The organism is Vibrio sp. NFR (genome assembly GCF_027587095.1).
GTDB lineage: Bacteria > Pseudomonadota > Gammaproteobacteria > Enterobacterales > Vibrionaceae > Vibrio > Vibrio harveyi.
Genome location: NZ_JAPPTN010000001.1, coordinates 714880 through 732980 on the forward strand (window position 1 = coordinate 714880; position 18101 = coordinate 732980).

General features: G+C 45.6%; 15 protein-coding genes. 9 read left to right on the plus strand and 6 right to left on the minus strand.

The features are described from left to right. Nucleotides 1-6: 6 nt before the first annotated feature. Nucleotides 7-357: a hypothetical protein gene (locus OH463_RS03140; RefSeq protein ID WP_005451841.1), complete on the minus strand. Its 351-nt coding sequence runs from the start codon at nucleotides 355-357 to the stop codon at nucleotides 7-9. A 290-nt stretch (nucleotides 358-647) separates the two neighbouring features. Between OH463_RS03140 and OH463_RS03145 the strand changes: the two genes are divergently transcribed. The 6 genes from OH463_RS03145 to OH463_RS03170 all read left to right on the plus strand — a co-directional run bounded on the left by OH463_RS03145 (nucleotide 648) and on the right by OH463_RS03170 (nucleotide 7618). Then, nucleotides 648-1961, plus strand: a complete 1314-nt coding sequence (locus tag OH463_RS03145; protein WP_005451842.1) for a MipA/OmpV family protein — start codon at nucleotides 648-650, stop codon at nucleotides 1959-1961. 522 nt (nucleotides 1962-2483) lie between these two features. Then, nucleotides 2484-4931, plus strand: coding sequence for a DmsA/YnfE/YnfF family dimethyl sulfoxide reductase (locus OH463_RS03150; protein WP_269990485.1), 2448 nt, complete (start codon nucleotides 2484-2486; stop codon nucleotides 4929-4931). Then, complete coding sequence (locus OH463_RS03155) at nucleotides 4931-5560, plus strand: DMSO/selenate family reductase complex B subunit (protein ID WP_005433785.1); 630 nt, start codon at nucleotides 4931-4933, stop codon at nucleotides 5558-5560. Before OH463_RS03150 ends, OH463_RS03155 begins: the two co-directional genes overlap by 1 nt. Next, on the plus strand, nucleotides 5560-6411 hold the full coding sequence (locus OH463_RS03160; protein ID WP_023585783.1) for a dimethyl sulfoxide reductase anchor subunit family protein: 852 nt from the start codon (nucleotides 5560-5562) through the stop codon (nucleotides 6409-6411). Before OH463_RS03155 ends, OH463_RS03160 begins: the two co-directional genes overlap by 1 nt. A 111-nt stretch (nucleotides 6412-6522) precedes the next feature. Continuing rightward, on the plus strand, nucleotides 6523-7134 hold the full coding sequence (locus OH463_RS03165) for a TorD/DmsD family molecular chaperone (protein WP_269990488.1): 612 nt from the start codon (nucleotides 6523-6525) through the stop codon (nucleotides 7132-7134). Beyond that, complete coding sequence (locus OH463_RS03170; protein ID WP_269990490.1) at nucleotides 7121-7618, plus strand: 4Fe-4S binding protein; 498 nt, start codon at nucleotides 7121-7123, stop codon at nucleotides 7616-7618. Before OH463_RS03165 ends, OH463_RS03170 begins: the two co-directional genes overlap by 14 nt. 55 nt (nucleotides 7619-7673) lie before the next feature. Here OH463_RS03170 and OH463_RS03175 read toward each other — a convergent pair whose 3' ends face one another. After that, nucleotides 7674-8258: an FMN-dependent NADH-azoreductase gene (locus tag OH463_RS03175; protein ID WP_005433839.1), complete on the minus strand. Its 585-nt coding sequence runs from the start codon at nucleotides 8256-8258 to the stop codon at nucleotides 7674-7676. A 175-nt stretch (nucleotides 8259-8433) separates the two neighbouring features. Between OH463_RS03175 and hrpA the strand changes: the two genes are divergently transcribed. From hrpA to OH463_RS03190, 3 genes are all read left to right on the plus strand, one after another. Then, entirely contained in the window at nucleotides 8434-12471 is a 4038-nt protein-coding gene (gene hrpA / locus OH463_RS03180; protein ID WP_422455871.1) for an ATP-dependent RNA helicase HrpA, read from the plus strand. A 213-nt stretch (nucleotides 12472-12684) separates the two neighbouring features. Next, the gene (locus OH463_RS03185) at nucleotides 12685-13164 is read left to right on the plus strand and encodes an outer membrane beta-barrel protein (protein ID WP_005451857.1); all 480 of its coding nucleotides are present in this window, start codon (nucleotides 12685-12687) and stop codon (nucleotides 13162-13164) included. Between the two features lie 195 nt (nucleotides 13165-13359). Then, nucleotides 13360-13875 carry an outer membrane beta-barrel protein gene (locus OH463_RS03190; RefSeq protein WP_009698056.1) on the plus strand — a complete coding sequence of 172 codons (516 nt, stop codon included), beginning with the start codon at nucleotides 13360-13362 and terminating at the stop codon, nucleotides 13873-13875. Nucleotides 13876-13966: 91 nt separating this feature from the next. Here OH463_RS03190 and OH463_RS03195 read toward each other — a convergent pair whose 3' ends face one another. The 4 genes from OH463_RS03195 to metA all read right to left on the minus strand — a co-directional run bounded on the left by OH463_RS03195 (nucleotide 13967) and on the right by metA (nucleotide 18059). Continuing rightward, nucleotides 13967-14374 carry a hypothetical protein gene (locus OH463_RS03195; RefSeq protein WP_009698055.1) on the minus strand — a complete coding sequence of 136 codons (408 nt, stop codon included), beginning with the start codon at nucleotides 14372-14374 and terminating at the stop codon, nucleotides 13967-13969. After that, the gene (locus OH463_RS03200; protein WP_005451862.1) at nucleotides 14358-15935 is read right to left on the minus strand and encodes a S41 family peptidase; all 1578 of its coding nucleotides are present in this window, start codon (nucleotides 15933-15935) and stop codon (nucleotides 14358-14360) included. Before OH463_RS03200 ends, OH463_RS03195 begins: the two co-directional genes overlap by 17 nt. Nucleotides 15936-16240: 305 nt before the next feature. Next, nucleotides 16241-16969 carry a type IV pilus biogenesis/stability protein PilW gene (pilW, locus tag OH463_RS03205; RefSeq protein WP_009698053.1) on the minus strand — a complete coding sequence of 243 codons (729 nt, stop codon included), beginning with the start codon at nucleotides 16967-16969 and terminating at the stop codon, nucleotides 16241-16243. A 148-nt stretch (nucleotides 16970-17117) separates the two neighbouring features. Then, nucleotides 17118-18059 (minus strand): homoserine O-acetyltransferase MetA, encoded by a 942-nt coding sequence (gene metA / locus OH463_RS03210; RefSeq protein WP_005451864.1) that lies wholly within the window; start codon nucleotides 18057-18059, stop codon nucleotides 17118-17120. Between the last annotated feature and the right edge of the window lie 42 nt (nucleotides 18060-18101).

Here is an 18101-nt window from a genome sequence, read left to right on the forward strand (position 1 = left end):
TCTGGATCAGTGTTCTGAGTCTTCTTCGAGTATTTCGATAACTTGTGAGCTGCTAAGTTCATGTCCCATTAGAAATAAACCCAACATTGCGTCGGCTTTTGAAGCGTTGTCGCTGTCTTCATCGAGAATTTGTTGTAGGCGAGTTCGAATCAAGTCAATTTCGTGCTCAACGAAGCCGCGACCTTCTTCTTCACCCTGACCATCTTCCGGTGCATTATCGAAGTGTAAAAACAGCATATCACCATCGAGTGTGGTGTTTTCCAAGCGTTCTGGTAGCCATTCTTCACCCATCACGATATCGGGGTCGCTACCTTCCGGCAAGTTGTTGATAATGGAGATGAGTTCAGATGCTTTCACGATTAACTGCGGCTTTGATCATTGGTTTTCTATTGTATCGGCGAATCTGGCAAAAATCTAAATCTCATTGACGAGAGAAGAGAGAAATTTGACCGTTTCCCGTTTGATTGTGTGCAGAGTAATCAACTTAGCCAAAAGTGCAGTGTGTAGGAGGTTAACTTATTGCCAGTGTTAACTGGTAGGGCTTGCTCTTTGGTGTATAAAGCAAAATTTTCACAGATAGGCGGGTAAAGTCAGATATACTCTTTCTCATTCGAGACCTTCTCAAATAACAGTGACATAGAGGAACTATGAAACACGTATTAACAGTATCGCTGGCATGTTCTGGTTTATTGCTTAGTGGTGCTGCTTTAGCGGAGTCAAAAAACGCAGAGCAAGAGTGGGGGATTGCAGCGATGTACCGTACTGCTTCAATTCCATTTTATACTGCCAATGACGACTCAACAGTGAGCACGTTTGTGCCGATGATGTTCTTTGAAAACGAGCATCTCTACATTGACGGTATTGAAGGTGGGGTGTTCTTGTATGATGAGAGTGACTCCGATTGGCGTGCAAGTGCGATTATGCGCCTGCGCTTTGTAGATATCCCGAAGTCCATTCAAAATGCCTTCGAAGGGGATCGCGTCGATTTTGGTGGTCAGATTCGTTACAACTTTGACGAAAACTGGCGTGCTGAATTTGAAGTGATGGCGGATGACGAATTCCAGTTTCATTCTAACTACCGAATCGCTGCTAACTATGAGTTTGGCGATTGGGAATTAGAGCCCTCTTTTACAATTCGTTATAAAGACGCCGACTTCAATAGCTCGTACTACTCATTCAAAGACGCGACGGGAGAGAAAATTGGTGCGGGTATTGATGCTAACTTAGGTATCAAAGCACGTTACCACGTGATTTCTAACTTGTATCTCTTGGGGGAAACTAGCGTTACTCGCCTAGACAGTGAAGCATACCATAGCCAAATCGTAGAAGACCGTTACCAAGGTGAAGTCTTTGTTGGCTTTGGTTTCTTCAACGATAAAGGCAAAGAACGTAAGTCTGATTTACGAAATCGCCCATATCTAAGAGTCGCACACGGTTGGGCTACGCCTTCTAATATGGGTGACATCTTCAAACTTAATGCCGAGAAAGATGAGTACAATAACCAAATGACCTCTTTCTTCTACGGGCACCCATTGACGGATGAGTTGTTTGGCTTACCTTTGGATATTTACCTAACGCCGGGTCTTGTTCATCACTGGTCTTCTGATGTGCAATCCTCCAGTACCGAATATGTTGTTGCGATTAAGGCTTACTACACCTTCAATTGGCCGACGAAGTGGCGATTTGGTGTGGCAGAAGGTATGTCTTACATCGATAATATTACTTACATAGAAGCAACAGAAATGGAAGAGAAGGGTTATACGCCAAGTAACTTACTTAACTATTTAGATTTTTCAGTTGATGTGAACGTTGGCGACCTGTTCAACCAAAAAGATTGGGAGAACATGTGGGTCGGTTACTCGTTGCATCACCGCAGTGCGATCTTCGAGAACGCTTCCCAGTTTGGTCGCATTAAAGGCGGGAGTAACTACAATACGATCTACTTCCAGTACGATTTTTAATCTCAGCTCAAAATAAATACCAAAAGCCTCATATTGACATGAGGCTTTTTTAATTTTATCAATTGGTAACTATTCTTATTCCCATTCTTCTGTATTTGTATTTTTTATTTATTTAATTCAAAAATCATTTCTATATTTAATCGAATTGACACCCTTCTGACCTATTAATATTCCATTAATAAAAAAGCTCGAAATGAAATATAAGATTACGTTTAATCGTTTTTATAAATTGATGGGGGTCAAACTTATTAACCATTAAATCTACAAGGATATCGATAGTGGTAGCTCGTCATGCCTTAGTTGCTCAAGGCTTATGCGTTCTGGCTTAATTGATGGTTTTGTAGAAATGTTATTTTGATTTGCTTTGTGTATTAATCAAAATGAAATTAGATATTTTCAATGAATGCCTATTTTGAAAATACAATCTCTATGTCATTTATTTCTAATGAGTGTTCTTTCCCCACTTATAGCCATTAATTAAGCGCCACTACCAAATTCAAAAACGTAATTTAGGAAAAAACCATGAGTCAAAATGGTAAGTTTAATATTACTCGGCGTGATGCTTTAAAGGGTGGTTCTGCACTTGGCGCTTTAGCGTTAGCAGGAAACGCACTTTCTCTCCCGTTTGCAACTAAAGCAGTTGCCAAAGAAACGCCAGCAAAACCAAATGAAAAAATTGTCTGGTCGGCATGTACCGTAAACTGTGGTTCTCGTTGTCCGCTTCGTATGCACGTGGTCGACGGTGAAATCAAATGGGTAGAAACCGATAACACGGGCGATGATGTGTATAACCACAACCATCAAGTTCGTGCTTGTTTGCGTGGTCGCTCTATGCGTCGCCGTGTTTACTCGCCAGACCGTTTGAAATACCCACTTCTTCGCGTTGGTAAACGTGGTGAAGGTAAGTTTAAACGTATCACTTGGGACGAAGCCTTTGACCTCATTGGTGACAACCTGAAACGCATCATTAAAGACTACGGCAATGACGCGGTTTACCTAAACTACGGTACGGGTACCTTGGGTGGTACAGTAACTAAGAGTTGGGATCCAAGCGCGACGTTGGTTGCACGTATGATGAACCTGTGTGGTGGCTACCTGAACCACTATGGTGACTACTCAGCAGCGAACATTGAATGTATGTCTGAGTACTTCTACGGCACTTGGGTAGACAACAACTCGATTGACGACGTGCAAAACGCAGATCTTTGTCTGATGTTTGGTAACAACCCCGCAGAAACTCGTATGTCGGGCGGTGGTCAGGTTCACAACTACGTGGATGCAAAAAACATCAGCCACACACGTACGATCTGTATCGACCCTCGTTACACCGATACTGCCGCGGGTCGTGAAGACCAATGGGTACCAATCAAGCATGGTACTGACGCTGCACTGATTGCTGCTATCGCACATGTATTGATTAGCGAAGATAAAGTCGACCAAGACTTCCTTGACCGTTACTGTGTGGGTTACGACCGCAAAACACTGCCAGCGTCAGCGCCAGAAAACGGCAGCTACAAAGATTACATCATGGGCACAGGTCCAGATGGTATCGAGAAAACACCAGAGTGGGCACAGCCAATCACAGGTATTCCTGCTGATGTGATTTTGAAACTTGCGCGTGAAATCGGCGATGCAAAACGCATTTACATCACCCAAGGCTGGGGTCTACAACGCTCAGCAAATGGTGAGCAAGCGTGTAAAGCGATCATGATGCTGTCTCTGCTTCGTGGTCAGGTTGGTCTACAAGGTGGTGGTACTGGTGCTCGTGAGGGTAACCATTCTTACCCATTCCAACGCTTCCCGAAAGTGCCAAACCCGATCAGCGCTTCTATCCCAATGTTCCTTTGGACAGACGCGATTTTCCGTGGTACTGAGATGACCGATCTTACTGACGGCATTAAAGGTGTTCAAAAGCTCCAAAATAACATCAAGTTCATCTGGAACTATGCAGGTAACTGTCTGATTAACCAACACTCAGACATCAACCGCACACACGAAATTCTTCAAGATGAAAAAGCGTGTGAAATGATTGTGGTGATCGACAACCACATGACGTCTTCTGCGAAGTATGCCGATATCGTACTGCCAGACTGTACAACGTCAGAGCAATCGGATTTCTGTATGGATGGTGCCGCTGCATCAATGCCTTACTTCATCTTTGCAAGCCAAGCGATCAAGCCTCGTTTCGAATGCAAACCTATCTACGACATTATGTCTGGTGTGGCGAAGCGCATGGGCGTGTTTGATGAGTTTACTGAAGGTCGCACTCAAGAAGAGTGGCTGCAATGGATGTACGCTCAGACCGTTAAACAAAACAACGATCCAAACTTGCCGTCTTACGATGAGATGAGAAAGCAGGGCATCTACAAGAAGCAATTCGACCGCCCATATGTGGCGTTTGAAGACTTCCGTCGTGACCCAGAAGCGAACCCACTACCATCGCCATCGGGCAAGATTGAAATCTACTCAGAGACGTTAGCGAAGATCAACGAAGAATGGGAGTTGGATGAAGATGAGTCCATCAAGCCATTGCCTGAATACGTATCGACGTTCAACGGCTGGGATTCACCAGATCGTAAAGAGTACCCACTTCAGTTAACGGGTTTCCATTACAAAGCTCGTGCGCACTCTACGTACGGTAACGTGGACATCCTAAAAGCAGCGGCACCACAGGAACTTTGGATTAACCCGATTGATGCAGCGTCACGCAACATCGATAACGGTGACTTGGTTAGCGTGCGCAGCAAGTTCGGTGAAATGAACGTTCGCGTAAAAGTAACCCCACGCATCATGCCGCATGTGGTTGGCTTAGGTGAGGGCGCATGGTACGCACCAAACGCAAAAGGTGTTGACCAAGCGGGTTCAATCAACGTGCTGACAACACAACGTCCGAGCCCGTTGGCAAAATCGAACCCGAGCCATACCAACCTCGTTGAAGTGACGCTAATTAAGAAAATGGGGGCTAAATAATGAGCACAGCGAAGCAGTATGGCTTTTACATTGATTCAAGCAAATGTACTGGCTGCAAAACATGTCAGCTCTCTTGTAAAGACAACAAAGACCTGGGTATCGACCGTAACTTCCGTCGTGTTTACGAATACGTAGGCGGCAACTGGACGGAAGAAAACGGTGCGTTCCGTCAAAACGTGTTCGCGTACTACCTATCGATCTCTTGTAACCACTGTACTAACCCAGCGTGTACCAAGGTTTGTCCATCAGGTGCAATGCACAAGCGTGAAGAAGACGGCTTTGTTGTTGTCGATGAAAGCGTGTGTATCGGCTGTAAATCTTGTCACATGGCATGCCCATACGGCGCACCTCAATACAGCGAAGAAAAAGGTCACATGACTAAGTGTGATGGTTGTTACGAACGTGTCGCAGAAGGCTTAATGCCAGTGTGTGTGGACAGCTGTCCATTGCGTGCGATTGAGTTTGGTCCAATTGATGAACTACGCGCGAAATACGGTTCAAACGCGGATGTCGCACCATTGCCAGATTCTCGCATTACGAGCCCGAACCTGATCGTGAAGCTAAATCCAAATGGTCGTCCAACCAATGACCGCACTGGTTTCCTACAGAATCCAAGAGAGGTGAAATAATGTTATACGAAGCACCATTAGTTGCCTTTACGGTTCTTGCTCAAACAGCGGTTGGCGCGCACCTAACGGTTAATGCGTTCGAGAAATTCGGTAAGCCACCACGTGTGACAGAACCTCGTATGAACATCGCTCGTTTCGCAATTTTGGTTGTAATGGGATTGGGTTTCTTGTTCTCAACCACTCACTTGGGTAGCCCACTTCGTGCCTTCAACGCATTAAACCGTGTTGGTAGTGCGGCGCTATCTAACGAGATCTTAACGGGTGCAAGCTTTCTGTCTCTAGCGGGTTTGTACTGGTTGCTGACGATTCTAAAAATCGGTAGCGAAGGCGTTCGAAAAATCGTGAACTGGTTGTCTATCGCGGTCGGCGTGATTTTCATGTTCGCGATGGCAAATGTTTACCAAATCGAAACGGTTCCAGCATGGTACTCACCAATGACAACGGTTGCGTTTTGGTTCACGGTCGTGACTTCGGGTCTGATGTTTGGTTACACGCTGATCAACGTATTGGATGTGACGGCTGAGAAAACCAATCGTCGCCTAATGTGGGCTGGTGTAAGCCTGATTGCGCTGAACCTAGCGTTTTCAGTGATGCAGACGATTCACTTCGCAGGTATCTCAACGGCGATTCACAGTGGCTTGGATCAAATCACCATGCTGTCTGGCTATGTTGCCGGTCATGTGCTGTTGCTTGTGGTTGCTGCTGCTCTTTGGGTATTCGCTGAGTTGTTTACCGCAGAAGGTCGTCAGAAGAACTTGCTGGTTATCGTGGCATTCGTTGCCTTGTTCGTTGCAGAGATTCTGGGTCGCAACGTGTTCTACGGCATGCACTTTACATCTGGTTTGTACTAATAACCATTATTTGTACTGATAACAATTAGCAGAGTGGGGCGAGTGTTCGTCCCACCTCTTTTCCGTTTTACTTAATCGAAGAATAAAAACACCAGTCATCAAAGGTACTTCATGCAAATTTCTCAACTTGAACCACAAGATACCAGCATCGTTCTTAAGCTTTTTGGTGCACTGTTTTACTACCAGCCAAAAGATTACCCGGCGGCAAATCTCGATACGTTGCTGAGCAATACTGATACGCCAGTCGAAGCGCTCAATGACATGCTGCGCAGCTTTCAAAACGAGAGCGAAGAGGCTCTGCAAATGGAGCACGATCGCATGTTTGCCGGTATTGGTGAGATGCCAGCGCCACCTTGGGGTTCGGCTTATCTGGATAAAGAAGCGGTGTTGTTTGGTGAATCAACCATTGAATATCGTTACTTCTTGCAGCGTTGTGGTTTTGCTTTGGAGTCTGACCAACGTGAGCCAGAAGACCAGATCGGCTTGATGTTGATGGTGTTAGGCATGTTGATTGAAACTGACCAACAAAAACTGGCGGCTGAAATGCTGCGCGAGCACCTGATGACGTGGTTTGGTTTTTTCAACAAACGCTTCAAAAAAGCCGTGACACTGACGCCTTACTCAAAACTGTCGAACCTTACTGAAGAATTACTTCAGTCCTTGAGTGAGCAATACCAAGTCGTTGTGCCAGCAAAGAGAGATTACTCGGATGCGCCAGTCTGAATCGGTTGATCTAAGCAAGCGACGTCTGTTTTCGTTCCGTCGCGCAACAGTAGAGCAAGCTCAAGAGCCTCGTGTAAAAGCGAGACCCCCTTATGCGGTGGAAGAGTCGATGCTCACTCGGCTTTGTGATGGATGCGGAAAGTGCGCTTCTGCATGTCCAAGCCAAATCATAGAAATGGTCGATGGTGTTGCCGCGTTAGACATCAGTTACTCGGCATGCGATTTATGCGGTGAGTGTAAATCTGCGTGCCCTACATTGGCGCTTTCTAACCAAACAGAGTCTACAGGCTTGATCGCCACTATCTCGAACAGCTGCGAAAACTTATACGGTTATTGCGGCAGTTGCGAGGACAGTTGCCATTATGATGCCTTGCAATGGCAAGATGATGTCAAACCTAAAATTGACGCTGCCAAATGCAAAGGTTGCGGACAATGCGCGCAAAGTTGCTACAACAGCATCATTAGCTTTGACTTAAAACGATAAAAAAGGGATTGGCGCGAACCAATCCCTTTTTGTTTGTACTCAATTCTATTCAATCTTACGCCAAGGTTGCCAATTGGCTTTGCGCGTCTGAAATGCCTTTCGCTGCTGCGTCTTCGCCCATGTTTAGCGCTTCTGCGTAAACAAACTCCACATCTGTGATACCAACAAAGCCCAATACTGTGCGTAAGTATGGAGTCATGCTGTCGGTTGGGGAGTCTTTATGAAGACCGCCACGAGTGGTGACTACGATTGCTTTCTTACCTTCAATCAGACCTTGAACGCCATTTTCTGTGTATTTGAATGTCACGCCTGCACGAGCAATCAAATCAATCCAGTTTTTAAGCTGAGTTGGAATCGTAAAGTTGTACATTGGTGCTGCGATAACCAAAGTATCTGCTGCTTTGATTTCTTCAATTAGGGTATCAGATAGGTCAACCACCGCTTGTTGCTCTTGCGAAAGATCTTCTGTTGCACGTAGTGCTGTCGCAACGGAAAAGTCTAAAACTGGCAGTGGATTTGCAGCTAAGTCACGAACAGTTAGCTTATCTTGGTCTACATTTTTGATGAAGTCTTCAACCAGTTTGTTTGATTGAGAGTAATCGCCAAGGATGCTTGATTTAAGAGCTAGTACACGAGACATATGGATTTCCTTTAATAAGTGCTTTCGGCTATGTGATGCATTATAGGCAATGCCCAGCGACTCAAAACCCGATGGATTCGCTTAAGTTGTTCGAAAAAATTGAATGACTGCTTGAAGCTGCTTTCCGTTATCTTGTTCTAGCCCTTATGTGCTACAATCCGCGCAGTTTTATGTAATGAAAAGAATAGGAAACGCTTTGACTTCGTCACAGCCCCCAAAAAAGAATCCCGCTGAAGAGCAAGTGACACCGTCAAATGGTGCGCAAAATGCCAAAGCGAAGCAGGCTAACGCATCTCAAGCACAAGCTTCTCAGAATGCTGCGCCTCAGGCTCAAGTAAATAACGCGGCGTCACTACGCAAGGCACTTAACCAGTGCATGATGCGTGACCGCTTCCGCTTGAGTAAACGAATCTCTGGTGCAAGCAAAATCAAAAAAGACGCAGCACGTAACGCTGTGTTTGATGAAATCGCATTAGACATCGCCAAATCCATGATGGTTGTGGAGCAACGCAGTAGCTACAAACCAACGATTGAATACCCTGAAATCCTGCCTGTCAGCCAAAAACGCGACGATATTGCGAAAGCGATCGAAGAAAACCAAGTGGTTATCGTTGCGGGTGAAACTGGTTCAGGTAAAACCACTCAGCTACCAAAAATCTGTGCGGAGCTTGGTCGCGGTAAATTCGGTCTGATTGGTCATACTCAGCCTCGTCGTCTTGCGGCGCGTTCGGTTGCAAACCGTATTGCCGAAGAGATGGAAACCAAGCTTGGTGAGTTTGTTGGTTACAAGGTTCGATTCAACGATCAGATCTCTGAAAATACCCAAATCAAATTGATGACGGACGGTATCTTGCTGGCTGAAATTCAGCATGACCGTTTCTTGAACCAATACGACACTATCATTATCGATGAAGCGCACGAGCGCAGCCTGAACATCGATTTCATCTTGGGTTACTTGAAAGAGTTGCTACCACGTCGTCCTGATCTGAAAGTGATCATCACGTCGGCAACCATCGACCCTGAGCGTTTTTCAAAACACTTCAACAACGCACCAATCATTGAGGTGTCAGGTCGTACTTACCCAGTAGAAACGCGTTACCGCCCACTAAGTGGTGATGACGATAATGATCGTGACCAACTTGAAGGTATCTTCGAAGCGGTAGACGAACTGTGCGATGAAGGCTTAGGTGACATCCTGATCTTCATGAACGGTGAGCGTGAAATCCGTGATACCGCTGATGCACTGTCTAAACGCAATCTAAAGAGCACGGAGATTGTGCCGCTTTACGCGCGTTTGTCGGCGGGTGAACAGAACAAGATTTTCCAACCTCATGCTGGTCGCCGCATTGTACTGGCAACCAACGTAGCGGAAACCTCGTTGACGGTTCCGGGCATCAAGTACGTTATCGACCCAGGTACGGCGCGTATCAGCCGATACAGTTACCGTACTAAGGTTCAGCGTCTTCCAATCGAGCCAGTTTCTCAGGCGAGTGCGAACCAACGTAAAGGTCGTTGTGGTCGTGTGGAAGAGGGTATCTGTATCCGTCTGTACTCAGAGGAAGATTTTGAGTCACGTCCGGAGTTTACTGATCCTGAGATCCTGCGTACCAACCTAGCGTCGGTTATCTTGCAGATGACGGCACTTGGTCTGGGTGATATTCAAGCCTTCCCGTTTGTGGAAGCACCTGACAAACGCAACATTCAAGACGGTGTTCGCCTTCTAGAAGAGTTGGGTGCAATCAATTCTGATGCGAAAGAATCGAAGAAACGCCTAACCAGCATTGGTCGTCAACTTGCACGCCTTCCTATCGACCCACGTTTAGCACGTATGGTATTGGAATCACCAAAGCAAGGCGCATTGAAAGAAGTGATGATCATCGCAGCGGCATTGTCGATTCAAGACCCGCGCGAGCGTCCAAGTGACAAGCAGCAATCATCAGATGACAAACACAAACGTTTCTTCCATGAAGACTCAGATTTTCTGACGTTTGTGAACCTGTGGAACTACATCCAGAAGCAGCAAAAAGCGCTGACGGGCAACCAGTTCCGCAAGCAATGTAAACAAGATTACTTGAACTACTTGCGCGTGCGTGAGTGGCAAGATGTGTACTTCCAAATTCACCAGTCGATGCGTGAAATGGAATTCAAGCTGAACGATGAGCCTGCGTCATACCATGGCGTACACAGTTCAATCCTAGTCGGTTTATTGTCACACATTGGTATGAAAGACCAAGAGAAGAATGAATACCAAGGCGCGCGTAATGCTCGTTTCCATATCTTCCCTGCATCAGGTCTATTCAAGAAACAGCCTAAGTGGATCATGTCTGCTGAGTTGGTGGAAACCTCAAAACTTTGGGGGCGCATCATTGCTAAGATTCAGCCTGAGTGGATTGAACCATTAGCGAAGCACTTGATTAAGCGCAGTTACAGCGAGCCGCACTGGTCGAAGAAACGTGCTGCGGTTATGGCACACGAGAAAGTGATGCTTTACGGCGTGCCAATTGTGCCGAAGCGTTTGGTGAACTACGGCAGTATCGATCCAACCGTCAGTCGTGAGCTATTCATTCGTAGTGCGCTGGTGGAAGGTGAGTGGGAAACCAAACACGCGTTCTTCAAGCAAAACCGTAAGCTTCTTCAAGAAGTGGAAGAACTTGAACACAAATCTCGTCGTCGTGACATCTTGGTGGATGACGATGAACTGTTTGATTTCTACGACCAACGCATTGGCACTGAAGTGGTCTCTGGCAAACACTTCGATACGTGGTGGAAGAAAGCATCGAAAGACAACAAAGAACTGCTGAACTTTGAAAAAGAGATGCTGTTCAAGGGCGATGCAAGCCACGTTACCGATTTGGATTACCCGAACTTCTGGCATCAAAACAACCTGAAACTTAAGCTGAGCTACCAGTTTGAGCCGGGCGATGACAGCGACGGTGTGACAGTTCACTTGCCGTTGCCGATCTTGAACCAAGTCGAGCCTGCGGGTTTTGACTGGCAGATCCCAGGTTTACGCCATGAGCTTGTAGTGAGTTTGATTAAATCGTTGCCGAAGACAGTGCGTAAGAACTTTGTTCCTGCACCAAACTACGCCGATGCTTTCTTAGCTCGTGCAACGCCGATTGAAGCGCCACTGCTTGACTCATTAGAGAAAGAGCTGCGTCGAATGACGGGTGTGGAAGTTCTACGCGAAGATTGGAATATGGATCAAATTCCGGAGCACTTGAAGGTGACTTTCCGCGCGGTTGACCATAGAAATCGCAAGTTGAAGGAAAATAAAGACCTTCACGAATTGAAAGAGAGCTTGAAAGACAAAGTTCAAGAAACCCTTTCAAAAGTAGCGGATGACGACATCGAGCAACAAGGTCTGCATACGTGGAGCTTTGGTGAGCTGCCGAAGGTGTACCAACAAAAACGCGGTGGTTACGACGTTAAGGCGTACCCAGCGATTGTGGATGCCAAAGACAGTGTTGAAATCAAACTGTACGAGACCGAATACGAACAGGTCACGGCAATGCAAGCGGGTCAGCGTCGTCTGATCTTGTTGAACGTGCCGTCGCCAATTAAATACCTGCACTCTAACTTACCGAATAAGTCGAAGCTGGGTCTGTACTTTAACCCTTACGGTAAAGTATTGGATCTGATTGATGACTGTATCGCGTGTGGTGTCGATAAGCTTATCGAAGAGCAGGGCGGTTTGGTTTGGGAGCCAGAGAAGTTTGACGCACTGAAAGAACACGTTCGTGCTGAGCTGGGTGACACGGTGGTGGACATTGCACAGCAAGTGGAAACTATCCTGACGACGGCTTTCAACATCAATAAGAAGTTGAAAGGCAAGATCGATTTCACCATGGCGTTCGCGCTATCGGACATCAAAGCGCAAATCGAAGGATTGATCTTCAAAGGCTTCGCGACAGAGTGTGGCTGGAAACGCCTGCCAGATATTCTGCGTTACATGCGTGCGATTGAGCGTCGTATGGAGAAGCTGCCGATCGATCCAAACAAAGACCGTTTGCACATGCTGAAAGTGGAATCCGTTACGAGCGACTACAAAGAGCTGCTCAACAAAATTCCGAAAGGTATGGTGATTCCAGAGAACGTGAAAGAGATCCGTTGGATGATCGAAGAGCTTCGAGTGAGCTTCTTTGCTCAACAATTGGGCACGCCGTATCCGGTTTCTGATAAACGAGTCAAAAATGCGATTGATGCTTGCTGATCGATCAGTACAATAGCGGCAGTTTTTCTTGTGGGGTTTACTGACTAATCAATGGTTTGTCCAGTGACAGACGCGATTGGTACAGTAATTGCAGATATTTTCCCACAAGTGTTTTTAAGTCATAAGGGAGGCAATGGTTCGCCTCCTTTATGTTTGCAGTACCAACCTCTGCGTGACGCAGAAGTGGGTAATAATAAAGAGTAAAGGTTGATGATGAAGAAAACTCTATTGGCAGTAGCACTACTAAGTGCTTCTTCTGCAGCAATGGCAGATTCATGGATTTATGGTGGTGCTTCTGTAGGTCAGTCTGACTTCAAAGGTGAAACAGACACGTCTTACTCTGTGCACGTAGGTACAGGTATCCTGCCAATTATCGGTATCGAAGCGGGTATTACTCAGCACGGTGAATTCAAGATTGCAGGTCAAGAAACTAAGCTGACTTCATACTATGCAGCGCTTAAACCAAGCATCGACTTCGGTCCTCTGCACGTTTACGCGAAAGGCGGTATTCACCAGTGGGATAAGAAAGTATCTGGCGGCAAAGATGACGATGATCTAGATCTAATGTACGGTGTAGGTGCGGAATACTTCATTTTCGGTCCTATGTCTGTTGGCGCAAGCTACATGAACTACACAGCGGGCAAAGACGACATCGGTACGTTCTCTCTAAACGCGACACTGCACTTCCTATAATCGGCGAGTCTTTCGAAGGTTTGATAAACACCGGCAATATGCCGGTGTTTTTTTGTCTGTAAATCACACAAATAGACATTGAACAAAAATTATTCGTTTCTTGACCTTAAAACCATCAATCTTTCGCATATAGTAATTACCTGACTATGCATCACGTGATGTTCCGTTCTGGAATCGAACAGGAAAGGTATAACTATGAAAACAAAACTCTCGTTATTGGCTTTGGCGCTATGCTCATCTTCCGCGTTTGCTGACTCTTGGATTTATGCTGGTGGTCAAATCGGTCAGTCTGATATCGACAGCGAAAACGATACGACTTATGGCGTACATGTGGGTACTGGCATCTTGCCGCTCATTGGTCTCGAAGTGGGTTACTTCAACCATGGCAAGGTAGATTTAAATTTAGCGGGTAGCCGTGGTGATGTGGATCTCTCATCCTTCTATCTTGCGGCAAAACCAAGTATCGACTTTGGTCCTCTGCACGTTTACGCGAAAGGTGGCATCAACGCCTTTAACGTTGAATACAATGGCAACTTAAGCAACCTAGATAAAGACGATGGTGTGTCTTACATGTATGGTGTCGGCGCAGAGTACTTCTTGTTAGATAACATCTCTGTTGGGGCGAGCTATCAAGCTTTTGGTGTTGATATCAATGGTGACAGTGACACCGTAAGTAGTATCACGGGTAACGTGACTTTCCATTTCTTATAAGCGAAACAGTGGGAAGTGCTTCAACGTATTTGAAGGCTTAGAACGAAAAAAGCACGCTGGTACGTACATGAGGTAACAGCGTGCTTTTTACTTAGTCCTGAATCGGATTTGGTCGACACTGTATGTTGGTCAGAGGAATAAACTTATCGCTCTTCTCGTAATACACTCCGCAATCTTCACCTCGTAGTTGCAACGTATATTGATCAGGCAACTCGGTTTCAGCTCCGTTCAATGACACACCTTGCTCATCCATTAATTGTCCAGATACGATCAAAAGATGAGAGTTGGTTTCAAACGTATTTGACGCGATCTTGGGTGGAACTTGATTGCCTTGAATCGTAGTTATTGCGCGCTGAATCTCCGATACTGTGTCACCAGAAGTCTTGATGCTCAATGCGTTCACCATATCATCGTTGTTACTTGATGATGAGCAACCCAATAGCATCACACTCATACCCGCTCCGGTAAGCAAGGTCATTGTTTTAGTTAATGTTGACATGAATAGCCTCTTGTCGAAGTGGATCAATCCCTTGATTAAGTGGAGTACCACCTAGCATTGGCATTGCTCTAGGAGCAGGAGCCACTGAAGGCGCAGCAGGGCAGTTACCTGTCGCCATATAGTTGAGAGCAGCAGAAAGCATACCTTCAGAGATATCGCCTAACGGTGCATTCATGTCATCTGCCACAACACAGCCTTCCACTTTGTCATCTATACCAATATTAGACGATACAAGATTTTTTGCCGTAGGGATGAAGCCATCTGCAAAATCACCAAAGCCTTTTGCGTTGATCGATTTAAACTGAATAGTGTAGTAAACGCTGCCACAGTTTGCTTCAGGCGAAAACCCGTAAGGTTTACCAGTGGTCGTTGTTCCGATTTGAATTACGTCGACATCGATACCACGAAGTGCGTTGATCAGAAGCTCGCTGGAAGACGCTGTGTTGTCGGTGGTTAGGACATAAACACGTTTGGCGCTTAATGTCGGCAAAGATTTGCTTGTTAATCTGCCTGTCGCCCAGTTAATTTCTTTATCAACGAAATTGTAAACTTTACCGCCTTGACCTGACTTTGTGATTTTGTCGTTGTAAACCAATTGCCCAAAGACTTGATTCTGATTCGCCCCCGATAGCATGTAACCGACTTGTGCCGACTGCCAAATCAAACCGCCGCCGTTGTAACGTAAATCCATCACGACTTCGTCGACATTCGACGAAGACAGGCGATTAAACGCATTTATTAATGGTTGTTGAGCTGTTGCTTCGAATGCGTTGAACTGCATATAGCCAACCGTTTTATCTCCGTAGTTGAATACTTTAACGTTTTTAACCGGAGACGTTGCTACATCTTGCGCTTTGATGGTGACAACTTTCACAGCACCGTTCTTATCAAGAAACGTAAAGGTGTAGTCTTGATTGTTATTTGGAGAGAATAGGGTGTTGTTGATGTAATCAACGTCGGTTTGAAGTGGTGAATTAACCACGTCGACGTGATCAATCTTAATCAGTTTGTCGCCGCGCTCGACACCTTTTAGAGCGGCAGGAGAGTTGTCTTCGGTGTAGGCAATTCGAATATCTCGTGGCTCTGTCCCTTGAATGAACTTCCAATTAAAGCCAAACCCAGACACTAAACCAGATTGTTGAGATTTCATGAAAGCATCATAAGAACGAATGTAGTGAAAACGGTCTTTCTTTTGACCCGTTGCGGTTCTTGCTGGCGTTACTAGCGACTTAAAGTAATCGGAAACAGACGCATAGTTGCTTGGATTATTATCTGGAATTTCGTCATACCATAGATAGGTCTCGTGGCTGAAAGCGCGTAAGAACATTTTTTCGTACATGCTTGAGCCAGCTTGGTCCGGGTACGCTTTGCCTGTGTATGGATCAATCCCCGTCCTTACGTTATTACATTGATTGGCATAGCTACTTGCTGATTGAGAAAAATCGCCTGCTGTCCAAGCCGCGCTGCTGGCAGTTGTCGTGCCGTCTCCACCACCGCCACAACCCTGTAACAGTAAAATAGGGAGAGCTGCCAATACTGCTGTGTTTTTATACTTAAACATGGTTTCCCTTACATCTGTGTTAATTGTATACATAAGTCATTCGCGTTGAGCCAAGGATCTTGAGGTCGCTTGGATATAAACATTGACCTTGTATATAAATTCCTTTTACTGAGGCTTGAATGTATAAATAACTGGTTGCATACCGCAAATGGGAATCATCGCAATGTGGGGACGATCACACTCGTTTATGTTGGAAAATCAACGAGCTTCTGTGTGATACAGAAGCTGCTGAATGAAAGGGAGATCGTTATTCTGAGAGGCGGGTGGATGAATGACTCAGGGCGAAGTATAGAGTTCACTACCCATCAAGACATTCTGTCCAATTGGTACTGATATTTCTTTTCTAACGCTTCGTTTCCTGCTGCACGTTCGAGTTCTACCATGAGGCGAAGGGAAGGCTTTTTAACACCGTACATTTGGTTAAAGCGCATTAAGCGAATTCGCGCATCGGTGTAGTTGCCACTATCGATTTCAAGTTTAGCCAGTTGAAGAATAGACTTAGGACGGTGAGGGTCATGATCGATTGCGCGAGTGAAATAGTATTTCGCCTTTTCTACATCGTCTGATTTAAGCGCACAAAAACCGGCGTTCTCATAACTTGCAGGGATAAGGTAGTAATAAGGCTGCTCAATTGCACGATTAAACATTTTGTCGGCTTGTTTGTACTCCCCTTGTTTACAAAGGAATGTGCCGTAGTTATTGAGTACGTTTCCGTTCTTCGCGTTTTGGCGTAATGAGCGTTTGTACATTTGTTCCGCTTTGACATCTTCTCCGACAGTTTCGTAATAATGCGCCATCGAGAGTTGTGCACGGTAATAGCTAGGTGCATGGGTTAAAGCTTGTTGAAGGTTATCGTGAGCACGAATCATACTTCCGCTTTCAAGGTAACCTAGACCTAAAGCGATACGTGATTCAGCCATAGCGACAGGATCTGCTTTAACGACAGGGCTTTTACCGTCTTCATTTACGGTCACACATCCCATCAATCCCATCTGTATGACGAGAACTGCTGCACCAAGCTTTACGATTTTCATTTATTTTTCCTGCGTCCCTGTTCCACAGAGCATGATATGAATTACAGTGCAAAAGCCTAATGAGGAAAAATTACTATGCGATCAGGTTAGCAAACTGATACAAAAAAGCCGCCAGTTGGCGGCTTAGTTCACATTCTAATTCAGCGACTTAATCGTCTTTCGTAAATGCATCTTCACTGAAGTGGTCCAGATCGTAAGGCGTTTGTTGGTAAACGCAGTAGTTAAGCCAGTTAGAGAATAGTAAGTGACCATGACTACGCCAACTCGCGCATGGCGGATTATCTGGATTGTTATTTGGGTAGTAATTGATTGGAATTGCAGGTTCCATGCCTTCACCCAGATCGCGAATGTACTCGTTATGAAGAGTATGGGAATCGTATTCAGGATGACCGGTCACAAAGACATTACGTTTGTCTTTGGTTGTTGCCAGATAAACGCCAGCAACATCAGATGTCGCGAGAATATCAAGATCAGTGTGCTCTTCTAAAAACTCCGGTGAAAAATCTGCATAGCGAGAGTGCGGCGCTAAAAATGTATCATCGAAGCCTCGTAAAAGAGGATGGTACTGGTGGTGAATGTTATGGTGATATACACCAGACAGTTTTTCTTTACGTGTTTTCTTTGGCAAGTTGTAGAGAAGCTTCAAACCAGCTTGCGCTGCCCAACACACGTAAAGAGTCGAAGTGACGTGGTCTTTTGCCCACTCCATAATGGTTTTCAAGTGGTCCCAATAGATGACGTCCTCGAACTGAACCAAGCCTAGCGGCGCTCCCGTGATGATAAGACCATCGAAGTTTTTACCTTTTACCATCTCAAACTGGCGGTAGAAGGTATCAAGGTGTTCAGTCGGTGTATTCTTGCTTGGACGATTGTCGATTCGAAGTAGCTCAACATTAACTTGCAAAGGGCTATTGGAAAGTAGGCGAAGAAACTGCGTTTCGGTCTCAATCTTTTTTGGCATCAAATTGAGAATAAGCACTCGCAATGGACGGATTTCCTGACTCGCCGCTCGACTCTCGCTCATCACAAAGATGTTTTCTGTCCTTAATACATCACTAGCGGGTAATTGATCTGGAATTCTAATTGGCACGGCTTTCTCTCCCTAAGCTTAACTTTTTAGACGTCTATACTT

What these genes read in the sequence shown, in the direction of transcription:
- OH463_RS03170 (WP_269990490.1), top strand. Translation starts at nt 7,121, where the DNA reads ATGCGCCAGTCTGAATCGGTTGATCTAAGCAAGCGACGTCTGTTTTCG.
- OH463_RS03145 (WP_005451842.1), top strand. Translation starts at nt 648, where the DNA reads ATGAAACACGTATTAACAGTATCGCTGGCATGTTCTGGTTTATTGCTT.
- OH463_RS03195 (WP_009698055.1), bottom strand. Translation starts at nt 14,374, where the DNA reads ATGTCAACATTAACTAAAACAATGACCTTGCTTACCGGAGCGGGTATG.
- hrpA (WP_422455871.1), top strand. Translation starts at nt 8,434, where the DNA reads ATGAAAAGAATAGGAAACGCTTTGACTTCGTCACAGCCCCCAAAAAAG.
- OH463_RS03185 (WP_005451857.1), top strand. Translation starts at nt 12,685, where the DNA reads ATGAAGAAAACTCTATTGGCAGTAGCACTACTAAGTGCTTCTTCTGCA.
- OH463_RS03175 (WP_005433839.1), bottom strand. Translation starts at nt 8,258, where the DNA reads ATGTCTCGTGTACTAGCTCTTAAATCAAGCATCCTTGGCGATTACTCT.
- OH463_RS03200 (WP_005451862.1), bottom strand. Translation starts at nt 15,935, where the DNA reads ATGTTTAAGTATAAAAACACAGCAGTATTGGCAGCTCTCCCTATTTTA.
- OH463_RS03190 (WP_009698056.1), top strand. Translation starts at nt 13,360, where the DNA reads ATGAAAACAAAACTCTCGTTATTGGCTTTGGCGCTATGCTCATCTTCC.
- OH463_RS03150 (WP_269990485.1), top strand. Translation starts at nt 2,484, where the DNA reads ATGAGTCAAAATGGTAAGTTTAATATTACTCGGCGTGATGCTTTAAAG.
- pilW (WP_009698053.1), bottom strand. Translation starts at nt 16,969, where the DNA reads ATGAAAATCGTAAAGCTTGGTGCAGCAGTTCTCGTCATACAGATGGGA.
- OH463_RS03155 (WP_005433785.1), top strand. Translation starts at nt 4,931, where the DNA reads ATGAGCACAGCGAAGCAGTATGGCTTTTACATTGATTCAAGCAAATGT.
- OH463_RS03160 (WP_023585783.1), top strand. Translation starts at nt 5,560, where the DNA reads ATGTTATACGAAGCACCATTAGTTGCCTTTACGGTTCTTGCTCAAACA.
- OH463_RS03165 (WP_269990488.1), top strand. Translation starts at nt 6,523, where the DNA reads ATGCAAATTTCTCAACTTGAACCACAAGATACCAGCATCGTTCTTAAG.